This window comes from Microbacterium sp. TS-1 (genome assembly GCF_000509385.1).
GTDB lineage: Bacteria > Actinomycetota > Actinomycetes > Actinomycetales > Microbacteriaceae > Microbacterium > Microbacterium arborescens.
This window is the reverse complement of sequence record NZ_BASQ01000001.1, coordinates 274,190-297,128: the sequence shown is the minus strand read 5'-3', so window position 1 is coordinate 297,128 and position 22,939 is coordinate 274,190. Positions and strand designations below refer to the sequence as shown.

Annotated in this window: 22 protein-coding genes; 13 read left to right on the top strand and 9 right to left on the bottom strand. The window is 68.2% G+C overall.

The window, feature by feature from the left end; all coding sequences use genetic code 11:
- The 7 genes from MTS1_RS01280 to lnt all read left to right on the top strand — a co-directional run bounded on the left by MTS1_RS01280 (position 1) and on the right by lnt (position 8,153).
- Positions 1 to 963: an FKBP-type peptidyl-prolyl cis-trans isomerase gene (locus MTS1_RS01280; RefSeq protein ID WP_023950697.1), complete on the top strand. Its 963-nt coding sequence runs from the start codon at positions 1 to 3 to the stop codon at positions 961 to 963.
- A gap of 35 nt (positions 964 to 998) precedes the next feature.
- A complete protein-coding gene (locus MTS1_RS01275) occupies positions 999 to 2,000 on the top strand; it encodes a YafY family protein (RefSeq protein ID WP_023950695.1) in 1,002 nt (333 codons plus the stop codon).
- Positions 1,997 to 2,956 carry a YafY family protein gene (locus MTS1_RS01270; protein ID WP_023950693.1) on the top strand — a complete coding sequence of 320 codons (960 nt, stop codon included), beginning with the start codon at positions 1,997 to 1,999 and terminating at the stop codon, positions 2,954 to 2,956. Before MTS1_RS01275 ends, MTS1_RS01270 begins: the two co-directional genes overlap by 4 nt.
- Before the next feature lie 61 nt (positions 2,957 to 3,017).
- The gene (locus tag MTS1_RS01265) at positions 3,018 to 3,266 is read left to right on the top strand and encodes a twin-arginine translocase TatA/TatE family subunit (protein ID WP_023950691.1); all 249 of its coding nucleotides are present in this window, start codon (positions 3,018 to 3,020) and stop codon (positions 3,264 to 3,266) included.
- 66 nt (positions 3,267 to 3,332) lie between these two features.
- Complete coding sequence (tatC, locus tag MTS1_RS01260; RefSeq protein ID WP_052007547.1) at positions 3,333 to 4,112, top strand: twin-arginine translocase subunit TatC; 780 nt, start codon at positions 3,333 to 3,335, stop codon at positions 4,110 to 4,112.
- Entirely contained in the window at positions 4,109 to 6,583 is a 2,475-nt protein-coding gene (locus MTS1_RS01255) for an RNA helicase (protein ID WP_023950687.1), read from the top strand. Before tatC ends, MTS1_RS01255 begins: the two co-directional genes overlap by 4 nt.
- 10 nt (positions 6,584 to 6,593) lie before the next feature.
- A complete protein-coding gene (lnt, locus tag MTS1_RS01250) occupies positions 6,594 to 8,153 on the top strand; it encodes an apolipoprotein N-acyltransferase (RefSeq protein ID WP_023950685.1) in 1,560 nt (519 codons plus the stop codon).
- A gap of 50 nt (positions 8,154 to 8,203) precedes the next feature.
- Here lnt and MTS1_RS01245 read toward each other — a convergent pair whose 3' ends face one another.
- From MTS1_RS01245 to MTS1_RS01230, 4 genes are all read right to left on the bottom strand, one after another.
- Positions 8,204 to 8,566 (bottom strand): RNA polymerase-binding protein RbpA, encoded by a 363-nt coding sequence (locus tag MTS1_RS01245; protein ID WP_023950683.1) that lies wholly within the window; start codon positions 8,564 to 8,566, stop codon positions 8,204 to 8,206.
- A gap of 110 nt (positions 8,567 to 8,676) precedes the next feature.
- Positions 8,677 to 9,447 carry a glycerophosphodiester phosphodiesterase family protein gene (locus MTS1_RS01240; protein WP_023950681.1) on the bottom strand — a complete coding sequence of 257 codons (771 nt, stop codon included), beginning with the start codon at positions 9,445 to 9,447 and terminating at the stop codon, positions 8,677 to 8,679.
- Positions 9,444 to 10,391 (bottom strand): SPFH domain-containing protein, encoded by a 948-nt coding sequence (locus MTS1_RS01235; RefSeq protein WP_023950679.1) that lies wholly within the window; start codon positions 10,389 to 10,391, stop codon positions 9,444 to 9,446. The genes MTS1_RS01240 and MTS1_RS01235 overlap by 4 nt, the downstream gene beginning before the upstream one ends.
- Positions 10,384 to 10,869: an NfeD family protein gene (locus MTS1_RS01230; RefSeq protein WP_023950676.1), complete on the bottom strand. Its 486-nt coding sequence runs from the start codon at positions 10,867 to 10,869 to the stop codon at positions 10,384 to 10,386. The genes MTS1_RS01235 and MTS1_RS01230 overlap by 8 nt, the downstream gene beginning before the upstream one ends.
- A 124-nt stretch (positions 10,870 to 10,993) precedes the next feature.
- On the opposite strand from MTS1_RS01230, the gene MTS1_RS01225 reads away from it, so the two are divergent.
- Entirely contained in the window at positions 10,994 to 11,758 is a 765-nt protein-coding gene (locus tag MTS1_RS01225; protein ID WP_036304576.1) for an SDR family oxidoreductase, read from the top strand.
- Positions 11,759 to 11,760: 2 nt separating this feature from the next.
- Positions 11,761 to 13,743: a S9 family peptidase gene (locus tag MTS1_RS01220; protein WP_023950672.1), complete on the top strand. Its 1,983-nt coding sequence runs from the start codon at positions 11,761 to 11,763 to the stop codon at positions 13,741 to 13,743.
- A 12-nt stretch (positions 13,744 to 13,755) separates the two neighbouring features.
- Here the strand turns inward: MTS1_RS01220 and MTS1_RS01215 are convergent, their stop codons facing one another.
- Together MTS1_RS01215 and MTS1_RS01210 are read right to left on the bottom strand one after the other, a co-directional pair.
- Positions 13,756 to 14,307 carry an HdeD family acid-resistance protein gene (locus MTS1_RS01215; RefSeq protein ID WP_023950669.1) on the bottom strand — a complete coding sequence of 184 codons (552 nt, stop codon included), beginning with the start codon at positions 14,305 to 14,307 and terminating at the stop codon, positions 13,756 to 13,758.
- A gap of 119 nt (positions 14,308 to 14,426) precedes the next feature.
- Positions 14,427 to 15,344 (bottom strand): AEC family transporter, encoded by a 918-nt coding sequence (locus MTS1_RS01210; protein ID WP_023950668.1) that lies wholly within the window; start codon positions 15,342 to 15,344, stop codon positions 14,427 to 14,429.
- An 89-nt stretch (positions 15,345 to 15,433) separates the two neighbouring features.
- On the opposite strand from MTS1_RS01210, the gene MTS1_RS15960 reads away from it, so the two are divergent.
- Entirely contained in the window at positions 15,434 to 16,285 is an 852-nt protein-coding gene (locus MTS1_RS15960; RefSeq protein WP_081731717.1) for a phosphatase PAP2 family protein, read from the top strand.
- A 36-nt stretch (positions 16,286 to 16,321) separates the two neighbouring features.
- Here MTS1_RS15960 and MTS1_RS01200 read toward each other — a convergent pair whose 3' ends face one another.
- A complete protein-coding gene (locus tag MTS1_RS01200) occupies positions 16,322 to 17,359 on the bottom strand; it encodes a S66 peptidase family protein (protein WP_036304575.1) in 1,038 nt (345 codons plus the stop codon).
- 806 nt (positions 17,360 to 18,165) lie between these two features.
- Here MTS1_RS01200 and MTS1_RS01195 point away from each other — a divergent pair.
- Entirely contained in the window at positions 18,166 to 19,350 is a 1,185-nt protein-coding gene (locus MTS1_RS01195; RefSeq protein ID WP_023950659.1) for a hypothetical protein, read from the top strand.
- Between the two features lie 128 nt (positions 19,351 to 19,478).
- Here the strand turns inward: MTS1_RS01195 and MTS1_RS01190 are convergent, their stop codons facing one another.
- Positions 19,479 to 20,009 carry a GNAT family N-acetyltransferase gene (locus MTS1_RS01190; protein ID WP_023950658.1) on the bottom strand — a complete coding sequence of 177 codons (531 nt, stop codon included), beginning with the start codon at positions 20,007 to 20,009 and terminating at the stop codon, positions 19,479 to 19,481.
- 82 nt (positions 20,010 to 20,091) lie between these two features.
- Between MTS1_RS01190 and MTS1_RS01185 the strand changes: the two genes are divergently transcribed.
- Together MTS1_RS01185 and MTS1_RS01180 are read left to right on the top strand one after the other, a co-directional pair.
- A complete protein-coding gene (locus MTS1_RS01185; RefSeq protein ID WP_023950657.1) occupies positions 20,092 to 20,397 on the top strand; it encodes a hypothetical protein in 306 nt (101 codons plus the stop codon).
- Positions 20,398 to 20,488: 91 nt separating this feature from the next.
- The gene (locus MTS1_RS01180; RefSeq protein ID WP_023950656.1) at positions 20,489 to 20,953 is read left to right on the top strand and encodes a hypothetical protein; all 465 of its coding nucleotides are present in this window, start codon (positions 20,489 to 20,491) and stop codon (positions 20,951 to 20,953) included.
- Between the two features lie 14 nt (positions 20,954 to 20,967).
- Here the strand turns inward: MTS1_RS01180 and MTS1_RS01175 are convergent, their stop codons facing one another.
- Positions 20,968 to 22,869 (bottom strand): alpha-amylase family protein, encoded by a 1,902-nt coding sequence (locus tag MTS1_RS01175; protein ID WP_023950655.1) that lies wholly within the window; start codon positions 22,867 to 22,869, stop codon positions 20,968 to 20,970.
- Between the last annotated feature and the right edge of the window lie 70 nt (positions 22,870 to 22,939).

The following is a 22,939-nucleotide window of genomic DNA, read 5'->3' as shown; positions in this document are numbered from 1 at the left end:
GTGCGTAGGATCATCGCCGCCGCCGGCGCTCTCTCCCTGACCGTGCTCGCTCTGACGGCCTGTGCGACGCCGTCCTCGGGCTCGGAGTCGTGCACGCGCGACGTATCCGGGTCGACGGCGCTCGACCTCATCGACGTCACCGACACGGAGGTGGGCACCAAGCCCGCCGTCGCGCTGTCGGCGCCGGTCCACGTCGACGGCCTCGCGGCACGCGACGCCGTCACGGGAGACGGTCGCGCGATCACGAGCGACGCTCAAGACGTCGTCTTCGACCTGACCGTCCTCGACGGGTCGTCTGGCGCGCCGATCGCGGCATCCGGTTACACCGGCACGCTATCGGAGGTGTACCCGCTCGACAGCTGGGAGGCGACCTTCCCGGGACTCGTCGACGCCCTCCACTGCGCGACTGAGGGATCCCGCGTGGTGATGGCCCTCGGTCCCGACGAGGTCACGGCAGACACCCGCGCCCGCTTCGGAATGACCGAGGATGCGACGACGGTCGTCGTGCTCGACCTGCAGAAGGTCTACCTCGCCGCCGCCGACGGCGCGGACCAGTTCAACGACCGCCCCGGCATGCCCTCGGTCGTGCTGGCCCCCGACGGGCGCCCCGGAATCGTCATCCCCGATAACGCTCCGCCGAGCGACCTCGCCGTCGAGGTGCTGAAGAAGGGCGATGGCCCCGAGGTGACCGGAGACGTCCCGGTTCGAGTGCACTACACCGGCGTGACGTGGGCCGACGAGAAGGTCTTCGACAGCACGTGGGGTCGCGGCGCCCAGCCCATGGAACTCGACAGCACGGTCCCCGGCTTCGCGGATGCGCTCCGCGGTCAGACGGTCGGCTCGCAGATCCTCGTGGTCATCCCGCCCGACCAGGGTTACGGCGACACGGCGCAGGGCGCGATTCCCGCGAACTCGACGCTCGTCTTCGTCGTCGACATCCTCGGCCTCGACGCCGCGTCCTGAGTCGGGCTCGGGCGCGCCCGCCTAGAATCGAAGGCATGTCCATCACGCCCACTCGCGTCCCTCCCGAGGAACGCCTGGTCAACCTCGTCGTCGCGCTCATGGCGACCGAGCAGGGGGTGACGAAGGACACGATCCTGGGGTCCGTGTCGGGTTATCGCGAGCAGGCCGAGTCGGGTGCGCGTCGCGAAGCGCTCGAGAAGATGTTCGAACGCGACAAGGAGAACCTGCGCGGCCTCGGCGTCCCGATCGAGACCATCGGCGATTACGCCGACCCGGACGATCTCCGCGAGGCGCGCTACCGCATCCCGCCGACCGAGTACGAGCTGCCCGCCGACATCACCTTCACCCCCGCCGAGCTGGCGGTCCTCACGCTCGCCGGGGGAGTGTGGGGCGAGCACACACTGTCGACCGGTGCACGTTCGGGACTGCGCAAGATCCGGTCGCTCGGAATCGAGGTCGACGAGCCGATCATCGGCTTCGCACCGCGGCTCGACCTGCACGATGCATCGTTCCTGCCCTTGCAGCGGGCGATCGAGCAGGCTCGCGAGGTGGAGTTCGACTACCTGCGTCCCGGCTCCGAACGGCCACGGCATCGCCGGGTGCGCCCCTTCGCCCTCGTGGAGTACGAGGCCCGGTGGCACCTCTTCGGGTGGGACACCGGGGTCGAAGCCGAGCGGACGTTCCTGCTCTCGCGGATCCTCGGCGACGTCGTCGTCACCCGCCAGGGATTCGACGAGACGCTTCGAGCCGGCGCCGGCGAACGCGCGCTGGCGGGTCTTCGCGACGTCGCCCGCCGCCAGATCAGCACGGTCATGGTGGTGCCCGGAACGGAGGCGGAGCTTCGTCTGCGCCGTCGAGCCCGTGCCGGGACGGCGACGGGGCGACAGCTGGACGTCCCCTTCGTCGACCTCGAGGTCTTCGCCGACGAACTCGCTTCGTACGGGCCCGAGGTGATGGTCCTCGAGCCGGTCGGGCTCCGGGATGCCGTTGTACAGCGGCTGCGCGCGGCACGCGATCGATCGGCTGCGCCCTCATGAGCGCGCAGCCCGTCGTGGCGACCGACCGTGCCGCGCTGATCCTCCAGCTCGTCCCGTACCTCATCGCCCAGGGCGAGGTGACCGTGGCGGATGCCGCGCGCGATTTCGACGTCGACCCGCAGCAGATGCGCGCAATGGTCGAGAAGCTCACCGTCATCGGGCTCCCCGGCGAGGGCGGATTCTGGCAGATGGCGAACGATCTGTTCGACATCGACTGGGACCTCCTCGACAGGGAGGACCGCATCGTCATCACCAACACGGTGGGTCTGGAGCGATCACCCCGCCTCACCGCGCGCGAAGCCGCCGCACTGCTGGCCGGACTCCAGCTCGCCGCGGCCGTTCCCGGCGTCGGCGACAGCGGCATCGTGCAGGGTCTCCTCGCGAAGCTCGCGCGCGGCGCCGGCCAGACTCCCGCCGATGTCATCGTCGCACCCGCGCCCGTCGACGACGTGCGCGAGACGGTCGCGCGCGCGCTCCGCGCTCATGTCGCCGTCGCGTTCACCTACACCGCCCCCGATGCTCAGCCCACGACGCGCACCGTGGATCCGGTCAAGGTCACGATCTCAGCCGGGCAGTGGTACCTCCAGGGCTGGTGCCATACCCGCCGTGCCATGCGGACCTTTCACCTCGACCGCGTCACCGCGCCCGCGCTCACCGACATCCCGGCCCTACACTCGTCCGAGCCGGTTCCCGAGCTGTTCCAACCGGGCGACGACGAGGTGCTCGCCGAGATCCGCTACCCGTCCCACGCAGCATCCGTGGTCGGCGAATTCCTCGCCAACGCGCAGGTGCAGGACGAGGGCGTGTCGCATACGGCGTTCATCCGCGTCGCCGATCCTCGATCGCTGAAACGGCTGGTGGCTCGCAGCGGCGGCAGCATCGAAGTCGTCGCTCCGCCGGACGCGCGGCGAGCCGCCCATGATTGGGCCCAGGCGGGCCTGGACCAGTACGACTGACGCGGGCTCCGGCACAAAATCCTCGGGTTAGACTGTGCGAAACGATCGACGAGGAGACTCAATGAGCAATCTGTTCGCAGGTCCGCACCTGTGGATCCTACTCATCGTCATCCTGCTGCTCTTCGGTGCCGCGAAGCTGCCGGCGCTGGCGAAGAGCATGGGACAGTCGGCCCGCATCTTCAAGGGTGAGATGAAGGCCATGAAGGACGACGATGCCACGGCCGGCACCGCCACCTCGACGACCGCTGACGTCGCACCCGTCGAGAAGCCCGCGGACCCGAAGAGCGGTCCCGCAGCTCCCACGCCGTAGTCGCGCGTGGTGACGGCTGAGCGCACGCGCTCAGGGGCGGAAGGCGCGCCCCGGCGCGACAAGCGCATGTCCCTCGGACAGCACCTCATCGAGCTTCGACGACGCCTCATTATCTCGGCGCTCGCGCTCGTGGCGTCGATGGTGGTGTCGTTCTTCCTCACCGACTGGATCATCTGGGCGATGACCGAGCCGATCCGCGTCGTCGCTGAGCAGCGCGGCGACACCGAAGCCGTCAAGCTGATGTACTCGACGATCACCGGCCCGTTCGACATGCGGCTGCGGATCTCGTTCTCCGTCGGCATCATCCTCTCCGCGCCGATCTGGCTCTGGCAGATCTGGGCCTTCCTCATGCCGGGGCTCACGCGCAAAGAAGTCCGGTACACGGTCGGCTTCGTCTCCGCCGCTGTTCCGCTCTTCTTCGCGGGCGTCTACACCGGATGGCTCGTGATGCCCCACATCGTCGAGATCATGGCAACGTTCTCGCCGGAGGCCTCCGCCAACTTCTACGAGGGCAAGTACTACTACGACTTCGTCTTCAAGCTGCTGCTCGTCGTCGGTGTCGCGTTCATCATCCCCGTGTTCCTCGTGGCCCTGAACTTCGCGGGGATCATGAGCGGCAAGGCGATCCTCAAGGGGTGGCGCGTCGCCATCCTCATCGCCGTCGTATTCTCGGGCCTCGCAACACCGGCCGCCGACATCGTGAGCATGCTGATGCTGGCCTCGATCCTGACCGTCCTCTACTTCGCCGCCGCGGCCCTCTCGCTCCTGCTCGACCTGCGACGGTCGCGCCGCGCGCCCGAGCTGACCGTTCCCGGTCCGCCTCCGACGACCGATCCGCTCGCGTGAGCGACTCCAGTCCCGCCGAGCGCTTCCTGGCGGCGCAGTCTGCGCGGGCGCATCCGCTGACCACCGCCTTCGCGGGCATGCAGCGCTTCGACCTCGACCCCTTCCAGGTCGCCGGATGCCACGCCCTCGAGGACGGCAGGAGCGTGCTCGTCGCCGCCCCGACGGGCGCCGGCAAGACGATCGTGGGCGAGTTCGCCATGCACCTCGCGATGCTCGAGCCCGGCACCAAGGCGTTCTACACGACCCCTATGAAGGCTCTGTCGAACCAGAAGTTCCGCGAGCTGGTGGACGTCTACGGTGAGGACGAGGTCGGCCTCCTCACCGGCGACACCAACATCAACGGCAGCGCTCGCATCGTGGTCATGACCACGGAGGTGCTCCGGAACATGCTCTACGCCGACTCGCCGGCCCTGCGCGGCCTCCGTTACGTCGTCATGGACGAGGTCCACTATCTCGCCGATCGCTTCCGCGGGGCCGTGTGGGAGGAGGTCATCATCCACCTCCACCCGTCGGTACGGATGGTGGCGCTCTCGGCGACCGTCTCCAACGCCGAGGAGTTCGGCGATTGGCTCGACACCGTTCGAGGCGACACCGCGGTCGTGGTCTCCGAGATCCGGCCCGTTCCTCTCGAACAGCACGTCCTGGTGCGCGGCGACCTCCTTCCGCTCTTCGATGATCGCGCCGGCGTCGCGACGGCGCAGGTCAACCGGGAGCTGACGCGGCTGCGTTCGCCCCAGGGCCAGCGTTACGAGAACAACCGCCGCGCGCACGCTCACCGCAGCGGAGGAGGCCGCGAAGCGCATCGCAAGCACCGCGGGGGCACCGCGCCGGCTCGCCCGTCGGCGCTGCAGCGCCTCGAGCGCATCGATCGTCCCGCTGTCGTCGAGCTTCTCGGCCGGTCGAACCTGCTTCCGGCGATCTTCTTCATCTTCAGCCGCGCCGGTTGCGACGGTGCCGTGCAGCAGGTGCGCCGGTCGGGCCTGCGACTCACGACGGCCGAGGAACGCGACGAGATCCGGGCGATCGTCGACCGGCGCACCCGCGCGCTCGCTCAGGAGGATCTCGCCGTCCTGGGCTTCTGGGAATGGCGCGACAACCTCGAGCGCGGCGTAGCGGCCCACCACGCCGGTCTGCTTCCGGCGTTCAAGGAGGTCGTCGAGGAGCTCTTCCAGCGCAAGCTGGTGAAGGCCGTCTTCGCGACGGAGACGCTGGCACTGGGCATCAACATGCCTGCCCGCACCGTCGTCCTCGAGAAGCTCGAGAAGTTCAACGGGGAAGCGCGCGTGGCGATCACCTCGGGCGAGTACACCCAACTGACCGGACGCGCCGGCCGGCGGGGCATCGACGTCGAGGGGCACGCGGTCATCCAGTGGAGCGATGGGCTCGACCCGCAGGCGGTCGCCGCGCTGGCATCGCGTCGCACATATCCGCTGAATTCGAGCTTCCGCCCCACCTACAACATGGCCGTCAATCTCATCGATCGCTTCGGTCGCGACCGGGCGCGGGAGATCCTCGAGTCGTCGTTCGCCCAGTTCCAGGCCGACCGATCGGTCGTCGGGCTTGCGCGCCAGGTCAAGGAGAAGGAACAGACGCTCGACGGCTACGCCCGCTCCATGACGTGCGATCGGGGGGACTTCGCGGAGTACTCCGGCATCCGTCGGGAGCTCAGCGACCTCGAAAAGCTCAACCGCAACGACCGCACCGCGCCGGCCCGCATCCGACAGCGTCGTCAGGACGAGCTGGCGGGCCTGCGTAAGCGGATGCAGCGGCATCCCTGCCACGACTGCCCGGATCGGGAGCACCACGCCCGGTGGGCGGAACGCTACTGGCGGCTGCGCCGTGACGTGCAGAAGGTGCGGCAGCAGATCGACACCCGGACCGGAACGGTCGCGCGCGTTTTCGACCGAGTGGTCGACGTCCTGACGGCGCTCGATTACGTCACCGTCGGGGCCGATGGCACCACCGTCCTGACGTCGGCGGGTTCGACGATGCGTCGGATCTACGGTGAGCGCGACCTCCTGGTGGCCGAGGCGCTCCGCCGCGGTCTGTGGCGCGACCTCGATCCGGCCGGTCTGGCGGCCCTCGCGTGCAGTCTCGTGTACGAGCCGCGCCGCGAGGGCGACGGTCCCGGCGAGTACGGGCTTCCGCGAGGCGCCTTCCGAACAGCACTGGCCGAAACGCAGGAGCTGTGGGCCGTCCTCGACGACCTCGAACAGGACCACCGCCTGCCCGGCACCGAACCGGTGGCGACGGGCCTCGCGAAAGCCATGCATTCGTGGGCACGCGGCGTGATGCTCGACCGCGTCCTGCTCGAGGCCGACATGGCCGCGGGCGACTTCGTGCGCTGGGCGAAGCAGACGATCGATCTCCTGGATCAGCTCTCCCTCGTCGCCGACCCCGACGTGGCACGGACGGCGCGTGCGGCGCTGGATGCCGTCCGCCGCGGCATCGTGGCCTACTCCGCCGTTTAGGCTCGAACACGTGCCCGACTCGTCTCCGGCCGCCGCGCGGCCTCTGATACCGCTGTGGCTGGCACTGATCGGCGCCATCGTCGGCGGTGCGGTCCTGGACGCCGCGTTCCCCGACATCGGGTGGTGGCCGCTGGCGTTCGTCGGTGTCGCGTTCGCCCTCGTCGGTCTGATCGGGCGCTCGTCGTGGGGTGCACTCGCGGTCGGAGCCGTCTTCGGGGCGTCCTTCTACTTCATCCACATCTCGTGGATCACCCGTTATCTCGGACCCATCCCGTGGTTCGGACTCGCCGGCATCGAGACGCTCTTCTTCGCGGTCGGCTCGATCCCCATCGCCCTGGCGTACCGCTGGGTCCCGCGTCTGCTGCCCGGCATGGCAGGGCGACTGGTCGCCCTCCCCGCCCTCGTGGCGGGGCTGTGGACGGCTCGCGAGCTCTTCATGGGGTCGTGGCCCTACACCGGCTTCCCCTGGGCCCGGATCGGGATGAGCCAGTCCGAGAGCCCGCTCGCCCACATCGCGTCCTGGACGGGGGTGGCAGGCCTGACGTTCCTCATGGTCTTCGTCACGTCCGCCGGCATCGAGTGGCTCCGGCTCGGCAGGCTGCGCGACATCCGGACGGCAGTCCCCGCCGCCGTCGTCGCGGTCGTTCTCGTCGCCGTGCCCGCCTTCCCGACCACGGATGCCGGGACCTACCGCATCGGTTCGGTCCAGGGCGACGGTCCGGCCGGATACTTCGACTCCCGCGAGGCGTACGGCGTTCTGCGGTCGCAGCTGGAGGCCACGCAGCCCATCATCGACGAACCCATGGATCTGCTCGTCTGGCCCGAGGGCGGGATCGACGCGGACCCGCTGTCGAACGCGTCCGTCGCCGACACGCTCGATCGGCTGTCAGAGCGCATCGGGGCGCCGTTGCTGGTCAACGCCGCGACGGAGCGCGGCGACGACATCTACAACACCTCCATGCTCTGGCGGGCCGGCGCCGATAATCCCGTCGCGATCCACGACAAATCACGGCCCGTACCCATGGGGGAGTACGTCCCCGACCGGTGGTTCTTCGAGCTGATCGTCCCCGACCTCATCGGTCTCATCCAGCGCGAGTACACGCCGGGCACGAATCCTCCGTTCATGGATGTCTCGGGAGTCGGGGTAGGACTCGCGATCTGCTTCGACGTGCTCTACGACGACGTCATCTGGACGGGCGCGCGTGACGGGGCCCAGGTCTACGTCTTCCAAACGAACAACGCCGATTTCCGGGACACCGATGAGAACCTCCAGCAGCTCGCCTTCGCACGCATGCGCGCGATCGAGACCGGCCGGGCGGTCGTGAACATCTCCACGGTCGGCACGAGCCAGGTCATCGCGCCCGATGGCACGGAGATCGACGGCCTACCGGCGGCGGAAGCCGGTGCGATGATCACCGACGTGCCCCTGCGCACGGGCTTGACGCCCGCCGTGATCATCGGCGGAGCGGTGCAGGTCGTGCTCGGGTGGGGGAGCATCCTGGCGCTCGTCGTCTGCGGCGTCGCCGTCGCGATCGCGAGGCGGCGCTCGACCAGCGCGTCCCGGACATGAGAATGCCGTCGGCCCCGAGGGGACGACGGCATTCGCTCAGAGCTGGAGGCTCAGGCGCTCAGACGGGAGCCGCGGCGCTCGCGGAGCATGGCCAGACGCTCCTCGAGCAGCTCCTCGAGCTCGGGGATCGTGCGGCGTTCGAGCAGCATGTCCCAGTGCGTGCGGGCGGCCTTGTCGCCCGAGTGATCGACCTCGACGACGCCCTCGCCCACGCGCAGGAGAGCCTCGGCGCCGCACGCGCGGCACTCCCAGGTCTCGGGCGCTTCCGCGTCAGCGGCGAACGTCATGACGGTCTCGTGCTCACAGCGCGAACACACATACGTGTGGTTGACCCGGTCGTGAAAGACGACGCCCTCTTCGCTCTGTAGGCTCGAGGCGCCGAGTCGGATGCCGCGCAAGCTGCGGTCTGCCATTGTGTGGTCCTCTCGTCGGCTATCAGTTGTAACGTGCGCAGCTGTGTGCATCATCCGAACAACGGTTCGTCATCGGGGTTTCACAGCTGATGTTCAGCGTGTCGGGGTATTCAGCGCTCTCCCGCCGCGACGGTCATGGCGCGGTCGGCTCGGTCCGTGACGATGCCGTCGACGCCGGCCGCCAGCAGGCGTCTCATGCCGTCCGCATCGTTGACCGTCCAGACGTGCATCTCGACACCCGCACGGTGGACCGCGCGGATCATTCGGGGGGAGACGATGCGGACAAGACCCCGGCGCTCGGGAACCTGTACCGCGTCGATGCCGCGCAGCGCACGACTCATCAACCATGGCACACCTGACGCGACGGCGGCGACGAGCGCCGCGATCCGGATCGTTCCCGCAGATGTCGCCGGTCGTCCGCCGGCGGCGCGAGCGGCTCGGAGCGCACGTTCGCGCGTTCGATCCGAGAAGCTCGTGAGGAGAACCCGATCCGCGTACGGAGCCACCAGCTGGCCGACCCTCTCCGCCGCCGCGTCGGCCTTCACATCGAGGTTGAACAGCAGCGAGGGGAAGGCGTCGAGCGCCTGAGCGAGCGTCACCAGCCCCCCGCGGTCGGCCATGAGCGCCTCCAGCTCTCGGTCGCCGACATCAGCGATGGGACGGGGGTCGCCCGTCACTCGCGAGAGGTCGGCGTCGTGGAAGAGGATCACCGTGCCGTCGGCGCTCAGGTGGCAGTCCGACTCGACGTAGCGCACGCCGAGGGCGTGGGCGGCCGCGAACGCGGCGAAGGTGTTCTCGACGATGCCTTCGGAGTCGGGCGGCACGAACCCGCGGTGCGCCAGGATCCTCGGGCGCTCCGATGCGAAGTAGGGGTGCGTCACGGTGCGGGCGGCGCCGACCGCTCCGCCGACGGGGTCGGGTGGTCGTCGCGGCGACCCGCGAACCCGGCGCTCATGCTCTTGAGCGCCTCGGTGAACTCACTCGGAATGATCCACAGCTTGCTCGACGCGCTGTCGCTGATCTTCGGCAGCGTCTGCAGGTACTGATACGCCAGGAGCTTCTCGTCGGGATTGCCCTCGTGGATCGCCTGGAACACCGACTGGATCGCCGCGGACTCGCCCTCGGCGCGCAGGATCTGGGCCTGCTTGTCGCCCTCCGCTTTGAGGATCTCCGCCTGACGACGGCCCTCCGCCTCGAGGATCTGCGACTGCTTGGACCCTTCGGCCGTGAGGATCGCGGCACGACGGTCGCGCTCGGCGCGCATCTGCTTCTCCATCGAGTCCTGGATCGAGGTGGGCGGATCGATCGCCTTGAGCTCCACGCGCGATACTCGGATGCCCCACTTTCCCGTCGCCTCGTCGAGCACGATGCGCAGCTGCCCGTTGATGTTGTCGCGACTGGTGAGGGCTTCCTCGAGGTTCAGACCGCCGACGACGTTGCGCAGCGTCGTGGTCGTCAGCTGCTCGACGGCGCCCAGGTAGTTGTTGATCTCGTAGGTGGCGGCACGGGCGTCGGTCACCTGGAAGTACACGACGGTGTCGATCGAGACGACGAGGTTGTCTTCGGTGATGACCGGCTGCGGCGGGAACGACACGACCTGCTCACGCATGTCGACGAGAGGCAGGACCCGGTCGATGAACGGCACCAGCAGGTTCAGCCCGGGCGAGAGGGTGCGCTGGTAGCGGCCGAGCCGTTCGACGACGCCCGCATAGGCCTGCGGGATGATCCGGATCGAGCGGAAAAGCACGACGATCACGAAGATCGCCAGGACGACGAGTAGGACGATCACGAAGATCTGCCCCACGAAAGCGCCGACGTCAACCACGGGTGTTCTCCTTCGGGTCGGGGGAGGGGATGCCGACCTCGACGGTCGCGCCGCGCACGGCGCGGACGACGAGGCGGGCGCCGACGGACACGTCTGCGCTGTCGTCGACGAGTCGAGCAGTCCACGTCTCGCCGTTGTCGAGCTTGACCGCGCCCGCCCCGTCGACGAACGGGACCAGGACGCGAGCGCCGAGGCCCGCGAGAGCGTCCACGTTGGTCGGTATGTGCTGACTGCTGCGATGCAGGGCGCGAAGGAGCAGCGGACGGATGGTGAACAGCAGCAGTGCCGACACGGCGGCCGCCGCGGCGACCTGCAGCCACCACGGAGCGGACAGGAGGTTCGTGCCCAGACCGCCGACGAGCGTGCCGCCGGCGAGCATCAGGAACGTGAACTCGAGAGTGAGCAGTTCGACGATGACGAAGATCAGGGCCAGCACGAGCCACGCTATCCACAGGTATTGCGTGAGATCGGGCAACATCGGCGCTCCTTCGTCCCTCATCCCGAACCTATCAGTCGGGGGTGCGATCCGGACCGGTTGATAGGCTCGTGCGGTGCCGGCGGCCCGCCGTGCCGAGAGCCTTTCTTCCCCGCAGGAGCGTCACATGACTCAGCCCCTTCCCGCCGGAACCCTCACCGGTCGCACGGCACTGGTGACCGGATCGTCGCGTGGCATCGGCGCCGACACAGCGCGGTACCTCGCGCAGGCGGGGGCGAACGTCGTCATCAACTTCCGCAACAAGGCGCCCCGCGCCGAGAAGCTCGCGGCCGAGCTCCGCGACCTCGGCGTCGAGGTGCTCGTCGTCGGAGCCGATCTCACCGATCGCGCCTCGGTCGACGAGATGTTCGCCGCTGTGCGCGACACGTTCGGCCACCTCGATCTGCTCGTGCTGAACGCATCCGGCGGCATGGAGGGAGGCATGGCCGAGGACTACGCCCTCACCCTCAACCGCGACGCGCAGCTCGGCACCCTCGACGCGGCGCTGCCGTTGCTCGAGGATGGGTCGCGCGTGGTGTTCGTCACGAGTCACCAGGCTCACTTCATCCGCACGACCCCGACGATGCCCGAGTACGAGGCCGTCGCCCTGTCGAAGCGGGCCGGCGAGGACGCTCTGCGCGAGCGCATCGGCGAGCTCTCCGAGCGCGGCATCGGATTCGTCGTCGTGTCGGGAGACATGATCGAGGGCACGATCACCGCGACCCTGCTCGAGCGCGCGAATCCGGGGGCGATCGCCACGCGGCGCGAGTCGGCCGGCAAGCTGTACAACGTGTCGGAGTTCGCCGCCGAGATCGCCCTCGCCGCCGTCGAGCCGATCCCCTCCGACAACACCCGTCTCGTCGGGGACATCTCGTCCTTCGGCGGCGAGTGACCATGCGCCCCACGGACATCGAGGCTCTCATCGCCGTGGGGCGTCCGACGGTCGCCCCCGACGGCTCGTTCGCCGTGTTCGCGACGTCACGGCCCGATATCTCGGCGAACCGGAACGTGGGACAGCTCTGGCGTATCGAGCTGCCCTCGGGCGAGGCTCACCGGCTCACCCGAGGCGTCGCCGACTCCTCGCCGAGCCTCTCGCCGGACGGCCGTCGTGTCGCTTTCGTCCGCGGCGACGCCGGCGGTAAGCCGCAGATCCACGTGATCGCGGCAGCCGGCTCGGAGCCCATCCAGGTCACCGACGCCCCCCTCGGTGTCGGGGCGTTCGCGTGGTCACCCGCGGGCGATCTCCTCGCCTTCACCGCGCGAATCCCCGAGCAGGGCCGCTACGGCTCGGTGGAAGGACTCGCCGCCGAAGCAGAATCTCCTCGGCGGATCACGGGCGTCCGGTGGCATGCGAACGGCATCGGCTACATCGCGGACCGCCCCGCTCAGGTCTTCGTCGTCGCCGCACCGGACCTCGGTTCCGAGCCCGCGTACGCTCCCGCCCCCGAGCCGCAGGGAGGGTCGTCCGCGCCTGCACCGCGCGTGCCGGCGGAGGCGCGCCAGCTAACCTCGGGCGAGCTCTCCCATGACTGTGTCGTCTTCACCGCCGACGGCTCGGAGATCCTCACCACCACGGATGAGATCGAGCGCGAACGTCGCGACCTCCGCTCGCCCCTGATCGCGATCAGCGTCGATGGAACGGGGGAGCGCGTGGTGCTGCCCGCGACCCTCTCGATCGCCGACGTCGCCGTCGCCGCCGATGGCAGCATCGCCCTCCTCGCCTCCGACGCGGGCGCCGATGGCACGGACTTCGTCGCGCCGGGCGTCGCGCTGTGGATCCTCGAGGGCAATGGCCCTCGGAGACTGACCGATCCCGAGACGATCGACCTCGGGGAAGTGGGCTCGCACATCACGGCAGTGGGCGACGACTTCCTGGTGCAGAACCGCACCCGCGGAGAGGTGCACCTGCTCCGCGTCTCGCGCGACGGCGCCGCCGTGCGCCTGCGCCGGGGCATGGAGGTGACCGGCCACGGCGCTGACGCTGCAGGCCGGCGAATCGTCTGCGCCGTCGCGACCAACCGGTCGGCCGGCGAGCTCCTTCTCCTCGACGCCGACGGCGTGGACGCGCGGTTGCTGACCTCCTTCGGGGATGCCGCGAGCCGAGCGGGGTTCGTCGTTCCGCGCGAGCTCGAGGTGACGGCACCCGACGGCTATCGCGTGCACGGATGGGTCGCGACACCCGAGGGCGATGGCCCGTTCCCCGTGCTTCTGCAGATCCACGGCGGCCCGTATGCCTCGTACGGCATCCATCTCTTCGACGAGACGCAGGTGCTGGTCGATGCCGGCTACGCCGTCGTGTACTGCAATCCGCGGGGCAGCGCCGGATACGGTCGCGCTCACGGGCGCAGCATCCGCGGGCGCATGGGCACCGACGACCTCGTCGACGTCCTCGCGTTCCTCGACGGAGCAGTCGCCTCTGAGGCACGGCTCGATGGTGGACGGGTCGGAATCATGGGCGGGTCGTACGGCGGCTATCTGACCGCCTGGACGATCGCGCACGACCACCGGTTCGCCGCGGCGATCGTCGAGCGCGGTTTCCTCGACCCGGAGACCTTCCAGGGAACGAGCGACATCGGCTCGTTCTTCGGCGACGAGTACGTCGGCACCGATCCTGCCGCGATCCGGGCGCAGAGCCCGATGGCCATGGTCGGCCGCGTAGCCACCCCCACGCTCGTCATCCATTCCGAGCTGGACTTCCGATGCCCGCTCGAACAGGCGACGCGGTACTACACCGCCCTGCGCCGGCAGGGCACGGAGGCCGAGCTGCTGGTGTTCCCCGGCGAGGACCACGAGCTCACCCGCTCAGGACGGCCCCGACACCGCGTGGAACGGTTCGAGGCCATCCTCGACTGGTGGGGGCGCCACCTCCCGGTGTGACGCCCCCACCTGTCAGGGGCGCAGCGAGAGCCCTCGGATGATGTTGACGATTCCGAGGGCGACAGCCGAGATGCCGAGCAGCCACCAGAGCACGATGACGCCCCACAGCGGCGTGAACAGCAGCATGACGCCGGCGATGATCGAGAGGATCGCGAACGCGATCGTCCAGCCTCGCGACGACGACTCACCGACGACGGACAACGACACCGCGCCCTCGATGATCCACATGATGCCCACCAGGACGCCGAGGAACACAGCGAACGACACTGTGAACGCGGCGAGGTTGGCAAAGGCCACGACGCCGACGACCACGAAGAAGATGCCGAGCACGATGTGTCCGACGCGCGCCCAACCGTCCTTCGTCCGCGAGAAGACGCCGAGCGCGGCGTAGACGACACCCGCGACGATCGCGTACGCCGCGATGATGCCCGTCAGCACCTGGGCAATCCGCCCGGGCCAGATGAGGATCAGCAGGCCGAGAACCAGGGTGAGGACGCCGGTCAGGATCAACGATGTCCGCAGCGATCGGATGAATCGTCCGGCGATGTTCTCCGCAGTTGTCATGACAGGGCCTCCTTCACGGAAGTCGGACGCTCCCGTCTCGCCTCACGCTACTGGACATGACGAAGCGGCATCAGAGCGCGCGGTGCAGCGCCGGGCGAGTGGCGCGGGGTGAGAGGCACTCAGCCGAGGAGCAGGGTCGCGGCGAGGAGTACGGGGACGCAGCCGAGCGTGGTGAGGAACACGGTGTCGCGCGAGATCGTCTCGCCGATGTCGTAGCGCTGGGCGAAGTTGAAGACGTTCTGCGCGGTCGGGAGGGCCGCGAGGACCGTGACCGCCAACGTGTCGGCGGGGGAGAGGCCGAACGCGAGCGCGGCGACCGCCCAGGCGACGAGGGGCATCGCGATGAGCTTGAGCCCCGATGCCAGGAGGATGTCGCGGCGACGGCCGGATGCCGACAGCACGCGCTGTCCGTGGAGCGACATCCCGTACGCGATCAGGAGCACCGGCACACAGGCGTCCGCGATCAGCTGCAGCGGGTCGAGCACGATCGGCGGCAACCGCAGGCCCGAGACGGACACGATCACTCCCGCCACCGAGGCGATGACGATCGGGTTGCCGACGGTCCGTTTCAAAATCGGCAACGGTTTGCGTTGTCCGGTCGTGACGGCCTCGAGGATCGCCATCGTGATCGGGGTGAAGACGATCAGCTGCATCAGGATGACGGGCGCCGGCAACGCGGCCGACCCCAACAGATAGAGCGACAGCGGGATGCCGATGTTGTTGGAGTTGACCTGCCCGGCCGAGAGCATGCCGATGAGCGTCTCGCCGACAGAGCGGCGCCACACGAGCCGCGCGATCAACGCGTAGACGACGAACATCGAGACGGCGGCGATCGCTGAGACGGGCAGCAACGCGGAAAACAGGGTCGACACGTCGGCTTGCGAGAGCACGACGAACATGAGGAACGGCGACAGCACGAAGAAGATCAGGCGCGCGAGCACGGGACGGCCGTGAGGTCCGAGCAGATCGATGCGGCCGATGACGTAACCGACGACGATCGCGACCCCGACGACGACGAACCCGGTCACGACCTGCACCCTTCGAGCCTAGGGGAGTGCGGGTAGGCGTTGACCCCGCTCACAGGCTCCGGTTCGTACGGTTGTTCAGACGTGGAAGAGGTGACGACATGAGACGCAGCGTGCGCTACATCCCGCTGGCCGCCGTCCAGCTGGCGGCTATCGCCGTGACGATCGCGGTGTGCGTGTTCACGACCTCCGGACAGCACGCCGATCAGGCGGCGATGGTCGCCACGACATCGTCGAGCAACCCGATCCTGCTGGCGGCGCAGCACGTGAGCGCCAACTACATCCTCATCGTGGCGGCCGTGACGATGGTGGTCAGCATCACAACGGCGCTCGTCACCCGCCGGTTCGCGGAGGCGGGCGCAGCGTCGGTCGTCTTCGTCGGCGCGAGCATCGTGACGCAGGTGCTCAAGCACGACATCATCGCGCGCCCCGATCTCGCCAGCGGCTGGGGCACTTACCACAACTCCCTGCCGTCGGGTCATGCGACCATCGCGATCGCGGCAGCCTGCGCCGCGCTGTTCGCCGCCCCGACGCGGATGAAGTTCGTCCTCGCGCCTGTGCTCGTCGTGTGGGCCACCGTCGCCGGCATGGGCGTCATCGCCGCCGGCTGGCACCGACCGAGCGACGTCGTCACGGCGAGTCTCGTCGTGGGCTTCTGGTGCACGATCGCTGCGCTCCTGGTCAGCGCAGCCCGTCATCGCCGGGAACGCGGCTCGGCCGTGCTCACGACAGCGCAGCGCCGACTGCGCGGACTCACACCCGTCCTGATCCTGCTGGCGGCGATCACCGCCGTCGCGCTGTGCGCGTCGTACGCATCGGGATCGGAGCGCACGCTCGCGTCGGCTCTTCTCACGGTGTCGACGATCACGGCAACGGTCCTCGGCGCTCTCGCGGTCAGCGGCGGGCTGCCGTCAGGACGGCCGCGCGGTCGCGCGCTCGTCCCACGGGTGTGAGCTGGTGCCGTCTTCCTGCGGGCGCCTGCGCCGAGCTCAACCGTAGAGCGCCGTCACAGCACGCCTGCGTCCGTCGAGTCTCACCCTGCCGCCGTAGGGGAGGACCCACTGCGGGCGGGTGTGTCCGAACGGCACGCCGATGCAGATGACAGCGTCTTCGCTGTAGCGCGTCACCTCGCTGAGCACGACGTCGCGTTGCTCGGCCCGGAGCCGTTGGCGCTCGTCACGTACAGGGACCCTGTCGTGAGCGCTCACCGGGGGACGCGCCACCATCACCCCGTCGACCACTCCGAGGACGCCGCGTTCGCCGAGGGCTCGGATCCATCGCTTGACGAGAGTCGCAGGCGGCGATTCTTCGCTGGTTTCCAGCATGAGGATCGACCCGCGGAGATCCTCGAGCCTGGGCATCCGGCCCGCTACGGCGATCTGGTCGATCACTTCGAGACAACCGCCCCAGGTGGTTCCCTCCGCGGTTCGCCGAGGACCCGACCAGGTCCAGTCCTCGGCGGGTTCCCGTGTCCCGAACTGGATGAGCGCCGCCGGCGATCGCCAGTCCGGCCCGAAGTCCTCGGACTCGGTGGGATTCGTGAGTTCGATCTCGCCTCCGGTGAACAGAGCCGCACGAAGCGACCTGAGATGAATTTCGTCGATGCCGGGTCCGGCGCCGAGGTGAACCTGCGTCGACCCGCCGTAGTAACCGGATACCCCCAACTGCCAGAGCCAGTTGAGAAGGTTCGTGTTGTCGCTGTATCCGAAGAAGGGCTTAGGGTTGTCCCGGATCACGCCTGCATCCAGGAACGGGATAACGGTGATCTGATCGTCTCCGCCCAGAGTCGCGAAGACCGCAGCGATCGTCGGATCCGCGAACGCCGCGCCGATGTCACGGGCGCGTGCTTGAGGACTGGCACCGAGCTCACGGGTCGTCGGGAACTCGACCGGTACGAGACCCAGGTCCGAACGGATGCGGCTCAACGCCTGCTCGTGCACCGCCGGGGCGAAACCGGGCGCCGCGAATGACGGGGACAGCACCGCGACCCGATCACCCGGGACGAGCACAGACTGTCTTGGCTGCATTCCGTCATCCAACCAGACCCACTTCCGGTGTCAGTTGATCCGATAATGCACATTATGTCAGGTCGCGCACAGCAGCCTCGCCATCGGCTCTCCCCGACTGATGTTGCCGCCTGTCATGTGGCGCGAAGGCGTCTGCGCCACCAGATCGCACGCTCGGAGCCCACGAGGCGCCGGTCACACGCTCGGGTCGGTCACCAGAAGCATAGAGGTACTCACCACCCAGATCCCGCGCTGCGTAGAGAGGCTCGTCGTCGGCGGCGGGGTCAAAGTCGGGGCGTCCCATGTCAGGCTCCTAGGAGTTCAGCGGAGAAGGTGACGGCGAGCAGGATTGCGGAGCCGCCCAGTGCAGTAAAACCCGCCACACCCAGAGGGAGCCAGCGCGAAGGTCCTCTTCCCGGGCCGTGAGGTAACCAGCTTTCTCGCGGACGAGAATTGGCTCGATCTGTTGAACAGAAGCAGTGGAATCGAGGAATCGGTCCACCAGGGACCGTCCGGTTGTGCCTTGCCGTCGACCGGGGCGAAGCGCAACAGCTGCGCACAACAGACCGGCCACAGCGAGTCCCATGGCGACGACAGCGGCCAGAGGAAAGTGCTTCCATGCCTGGGCAGTAAGTGCCGCGATGATCACTCCAGCGGACACCGCCAGATAAGCGAGATACCTCAGACATCTGTTGTCCGAGGTATCTCCTGTCAGTCACCCCCGAGCGAACCGGCGCCCGCGCCGAGGACACCATGCGAACTCCTAAGCCGCCAATCAGGTTCGGCTGATGATGAGCGGTAGCCGTGTTTTCTGGCAAGGTAGCTCTGTGAGCGAACTCCGATTGCCCGTGTTCGACGAACGTGAGCGCACTGACGCCTCCCCCGCCTCGCACGAAGAATCCTCGTTCACGTTCCTCAACCGTATCGCCGGCGACTTCTGGCATCACGCCCGACAGCTCATTGAGAACTGGTGCAGTCATCTGCCCACCCAGGTGGCCTATGCCGACATGCGCGGACGCCTTCGATCCCGGAACGACAGCCAGTTCAACAGCGCGTTCCTTGAGTTGTATCTCCACGAAGCACTGTTGCGCTCGGGGCATACGGTGGAGATCCACCCGCACCTCGAGAGCACAGAACGCCAGCCGGACTTCTACGCAGAGAAAGACGGTGTTGGGTTCTACATCGAAGCAATCTCCCCGGGGGTTGGAAAAGAGAAGGCGTCGGACATTGCACGAAAGAACAGATTCATTGACGTCGTCAACCGCTTGGATGAACCGGACTTCCTGCTCTCCCTGCGCTCTCTTACAGTCGGGAGAGGCGAACCTCGAGCGGCGCGGCTCCGCACGGACCTGCGCCGGTGGCTGCGAAGCATCGACCCAGACGCGATGTCCGACCGCGAGAACGCACCCCGCTTCACATGGGCGCGCGAGGACTGGTCAGCGGAGTTTTCCGCAATCCCGGTCCGTAAGGACGGGCGCCGCGTGGATGGCACGGAGCGGCGAGCCATCGCAATCTATGCCCACGAGCCGGCCGAGTGGGTTAACGACGCAACAACAATCACGAAGGCACTCGATGCAAAGCACGGTGAGTACGGCGCACTCGATAAGCCGTTTGTCATCGCGGTAGGGCTGTTTATCCAAGACACCGACCGGTGGCACAGCACCAACGCGTTTTACGGGCCTGAACGGATCATCCTGAGCGACGGCGAAGACGCGCGCAGCGTCCGGCAAGGTGATGGCTACTTCGGCGCCCCACAAAACTGGCAGCATACAAACGTCTCCGGTGTCCTTCTCGTCAACCAGCTCCAGCCCTACCATGTGCACAAAGCCGAGACCACGCTCTGGGTCCACCCAGGTTCATCCCTACCGATCAGCCCGTTCGGTATGCCGGGTGACACCGTCAACCTCGACGGCAACCAAGTGACAACGACTTCCGGCGCCATCCCGGCGAACGAGCTCTTCGGTCTTCCCCCGGAGTGGCCCCCGGGTGATCCTTGGCCCTCAAAAGGCTGATTTCAGCACCGACGCTTTACAAAGGCAGCATGCGACGCGCAGGCCGGTAAGTCTACGCAGTCAGAACAGTAGAGGGCCTTAATAGGCAGCTCCGACTCCCACCCGCAACGGCGCGAGACCTCCCACGATCACAGGACTCGCACCGTCAGAAGCGACCGCCCGTAGGCACTCTCGCCCACGATACGGTCGGTGTGGCGAAAGCCGAGCTTCTCGAGCACACGGCGTGACGCCCCGTTCCACTCCCAGACCGCCGCCCAGACACGCTCGGTGCCCGCTGTCGCCGCCCTGTCTATTACTGTTGCCGCAGCTTCCGTCGCGAAGCCAAGACCCTGTGCAGCACGGCAGAGTTCGAAGGCGAGCTCGGGCTCATCGGCAGCTCCGTAATCGGCTGGGACCAACCCGCAGTAGCCGATCACGTCACGTGGTGCGCGCCTCACGATCGTGAAGAGCTGCGGACCTGGCGCTTCCCCCGCTGCGCGGATTTCGGCGGCGATGTCCGCCTCCGTCGGATGCCCGTTCTCACCGATGCGGCGATGGCTCGGCACACGCGGGTCCCGCTCCGCCCAGAGCTTCCGGAAGACCGCGGCATCCGACGACTCGCGTCGCCGCAGGATGAGGCGAGGGGTCTCCAGGATCTCCTCGGGGCCGCGCGTCGACATTTCCGCAGTCTGTCAGACTCCGCCGCGCCTGCCGTTACCGTGGTGCGATGATGACACCGACACACCCCCGCGCGGAACGAGCGTGACCGGCGACGCCGCATCGAAGGGACGACGCGTCACGCTGAATCTCCGCCGGCCGATGCTGCACCTGATTCCCGGCGTCCGACCGACGGTCGTGATCGACGGCCGCGGACAGCCCGCGCAATGGGGCGTCGGCACCTGGCTCGTGCCCGACGACGAGGCCGTGGAGATCACCGTCTTCCTCTTCAATCGCTTGTGGCGGTTCGGCGAGGCTCGAGTGGTGCTGCATCCCGCGGACACCGGCCTCTCCTATCGCTCCCCCCTGGTTCCCCTCGGCCCGGGTCGCATTCTGGTCACCTCCGGGTGAGCCTCGTCGCGCCGACCTGCATTCGTACCGTCCAGCTGGTACAGTAATCGGTCATCCTCGCTCGAACGGAGCGCGACGAAGGGAGACGGCCATGCACATCGCCGGCTTGGATGCCGACATCATCGACGCACTGACGCAGGTCTCGACGCCGGATCACCGGCCCGATGCACTCACGATCGGGGTGTCGCTCCCCGACTCCCCCGACGAGCTCCCGGCGTGCATCGCCGACGTCGACGCACTCCTGGAACGCGAGCTGAGCCGCGTGTCACCGCGCATCCTCGTCGCCGTCGTCCACGCCGCGAGTCGACTGAACGAAGGCCGCGCCTTCGCGAGCGAGCTGATCGACCACGCGAGCGTTCACTCGAGCAATTCGCTGGGCCGCGACCTGACCGCTGTCGGCATCGTCCTGGACGACGACCAGGACCGCGCGCTCGTGGCGCGCCGTATCGCCGAGCACCTCAGCGGCCGCAGCAACCTCGGCGACGGCACGGTCGTCACCGCCCGGGACCTTCGACGCGTCACTCTGCGCGAGCTGATACTCGAGGACGTCCTCTGACGGTGTAGCCCGCCTCACAGCCGGCGGACGCGCAACCACACGAACGCGTGCGCCGGCAGCACGAGGCCGCTCCCGAGCCCCACCGCGGAGTCCCGGATGAGGTCCCACGCCGACTCATCCAGCCCGCTCACGGTCTCGGAGGGGATCGCCGCCGGCTCGTCAGCGACATTGGCGAGCACGAGCACCGCTCCCCCGTGCTCATCCGTCGCCGGACGTATGAACCCCACGACCGCGGCGTGGGGGGTGCGGAAGGGGATGAGCTCGTTCCCGGCGAACTCCGTCGTGGCTCGGCGCACGTCGATCAGGTGCCGGAGCCTCGTGAAGACCCGTCCGGCAACCGTGGACTCGTCCCGCCGCTCCTCGTACCGCTCGGAGGGTCGCTCGGGCCGGTGCGCCCACCGGCTGTCTCCTCGCCGCGCCGGGTCGTCCTGGAACGTGTCGTCATTGAGCTGCGCCACCTCGTCGCCGAGGTACAGCAGCGGGATGCCGCCGGTGGACATCGCGAGCGCATGCGCGAGCACCACCCGGTCCTCACCGCCGTCGTCGCCCGCCGCGATCCCCGCCAGCGAGGCCGTTGTGCCTGCGATCCGGGCATCGCCGGTGCGCGGGTTCTCCTGGAACGGGAAGCCCCGGGAGAACGAGCCGGCGAAGCGGCCGATGTAGAAGTCGTTGAGGAAGCGCCGATGCGGCCCGCCGTCGATCCCGAAGCGCGCGGCATCCTCGTCCGCGAACGTCCAACCGATGTCGTCGTGGCTTCGGACGTAGTTGACCCACGCGGTCCCGGGAGGAAGCTCGTGGCGCTCGTCGAGCGCGAGCTGAAGTAGCCGGGCGTCACGGGTCGCCAGCGCCTCCCAGGTCAGCGCCATCTGCAGCGGGTTGTAGGAGAGCTGGCACTCGTCGGGCGAGATGTAGTCCTGCACCTCGTCGGGGTGGACGATCGCCTCGGACTTGAACAGCACCGCCGGCGCCGCGATGCGCAGCACCGCGTTGAACGCCTGCAGGAGCAGGTGAGCCTCGGGCAGGGACTCGCACGTCGTCCCGAGACGCTTCCAGATGAAGGCGACCGCATCCATCCGGAGGATCTCGACACCCTGGTTCGCGAGGAACAGCATCTCCCTCGCCATCGCCGTGAATACGTCGGGGTTCGCGTAGTTGAGATCCCATTGGAACCGGTAGAAGGTGGCCCAGATCCACCGGCCATCGGGAAGCGGCACGAACGAGCCCGGATGGTCGTCCGGAAAGATCTCGCGCGTGGTCCGCTCGTACGCATCAGGAAGCTCGCGGTCGGGGAAGATCAGATAGAAGTTCTCGTACACCGGGTCGCCGGCGAGGGCGCGCGTCGCCCACTCGTGCTCGTTCGAGGTGTGATTGAAGATGAAGTCGAGCACGAGGGAGATCCCCGCGTCGCGGAGATCAGCGGCCAACGCGCGGAGGTCGGCCATCGTCCCCAGAGCCGGGTCGACGGTGCGATAGTCCGAGACCGCGTATCCGCCGTCGTTGTCACCTTCTGGGCTGGCGAACAGCGGCATGAGGTGCAGATAGGTGAGACCGAGCTCCCGGAAGTACGGGATCATCTTGCGCACGCCGTCGAGGTCACCGGCGAACCGGTCCACGTAGCAGACACCGCCGAGCATCCGCTCCGATTCGAACCAGGTCGGCCGCGCCGCGCGGTCGCGGTCGAGTCGCCGCAGTTCGGCGGGCCGATCGGCACGTGCATCGAGCACGGCGTCGATGAGCGTCAGGAGCGACTCGAGTGAGGTCGCGCGATCGCCGTAGAGCGCGCGGAACAGCCCGTGCAATCTCGGGAACTCCGCGCGAAGCCGCGCGACCGTCTCGCCGTCGGCCGGCTGCTCACGCCGTGCGACGTGCTCGACGAGGATCGCGGCGTCGGTCTCGAGAGCCGACAGCGCGGTCATCGCGGGACCACCGGAGCACTCATGCTCCGCATCATGGCAGAACGACCGGGGCACCGGACACCGCGGGCCG

Bases quoted from the DNA above. Each gene is read 5' to 3' on its own strand.
- MTS1_RS15960 (WP_081731717.1), top strand. From the start codon at position 15,434: ATGAGACGCAGCGTGCGCTACATCCCGCTGGCCGCCGTCCAGCTGGCG.
- tatC (WP_052007547.1), top strand. From the start codon at position 3,333: ATGTCCCTCGGACAGCACCTCATCGAGCTTCGACGACGCCTCATTATC.
- MTS1_RS01270 (WP_023950693.1), top strand. From the start codon at position 1,997: ATGAGCGCGCAGCCCGTCGTGGCGACCGACCGTGCCGCGCTGATCCTC.
- MTS1_RS01200 (WP_036304575.1), bottom strand. From the start codon at position 17,359: ATGCAGCCAAGACAGTCTGTGCTCGTCCCGGGTGATCGGGTCGCGGTG.
- MTS1_RS01220 (WP_023950672.1), top strand. From the start codon at position 11,761: ATGCGCCCCACGGACATCGAGGCTCTCATCGCCGTGGGGCGTCCGACG.
- MTS1_RS01245 (WP_023950683.1), bottom strand. From the start codon at position 8,566: ATGGCAGACCGCAGCTTGCGCGGCATCCGACTCGGCGCCTCGAGCCTA.
- MTS1_RS01225 (WP_036304576.1), top strand. From the start codon at position 10,994: ATGACTCAGCCCCTTCCCGCCGGAACCCTCACCGGTCGCACGGCACTG.
- MTS1_RS01230 (WP_023950676.1), bottom strand. From the start codon at position 10,869: ATGTTGCCCGATCTCACGCAATACCTGTGGATAGCGTGGCTCGTGCTG.
- MTS1_RS01275 (WP_023950695.1), top strand. From the start codon at position 999: ATGTCCATCACGCCCACTCGCGTCCCTCCCGAGGAACGCCTGGTCAAC.
- MTS1_RS01215 (WP_023950669.1), bottom strand. From the start codon at position 14,307: ATGACAACTGCGGAGAACATCGCCGGACGATTCATCCGATCGCTGCGG.
- MTS1_RS01175 (WP_023950655.1), bottom strand. From the start codon at position 22,869: ATGACCGCGCTGTCGGCTCTCGAGACCGACGCCGCGATCCTCGTCGAG.
- MTS1_RS01265 (WP_023950691.1), top strand. From the start codon at position 3,018: ATGAGCAATCTGTTCGCAGGTCCGCACCTGTGGATCCTACTCATCGTC.
- MTS1_RS01180 (WP_023950656.1), top strand. From the start codon at position 20,489: ATGCACATCGCCGGCTTGGATGCCGACATCATCGACGCACTGACGCAG.
- MTS1_RS01190 (WP_023950658.1), bottom strand. From the start codon at position 20,009: ATGTCGACGCGCGGCCCCGAGGAGATCCTGGAGACCCCTCGCCTCATC.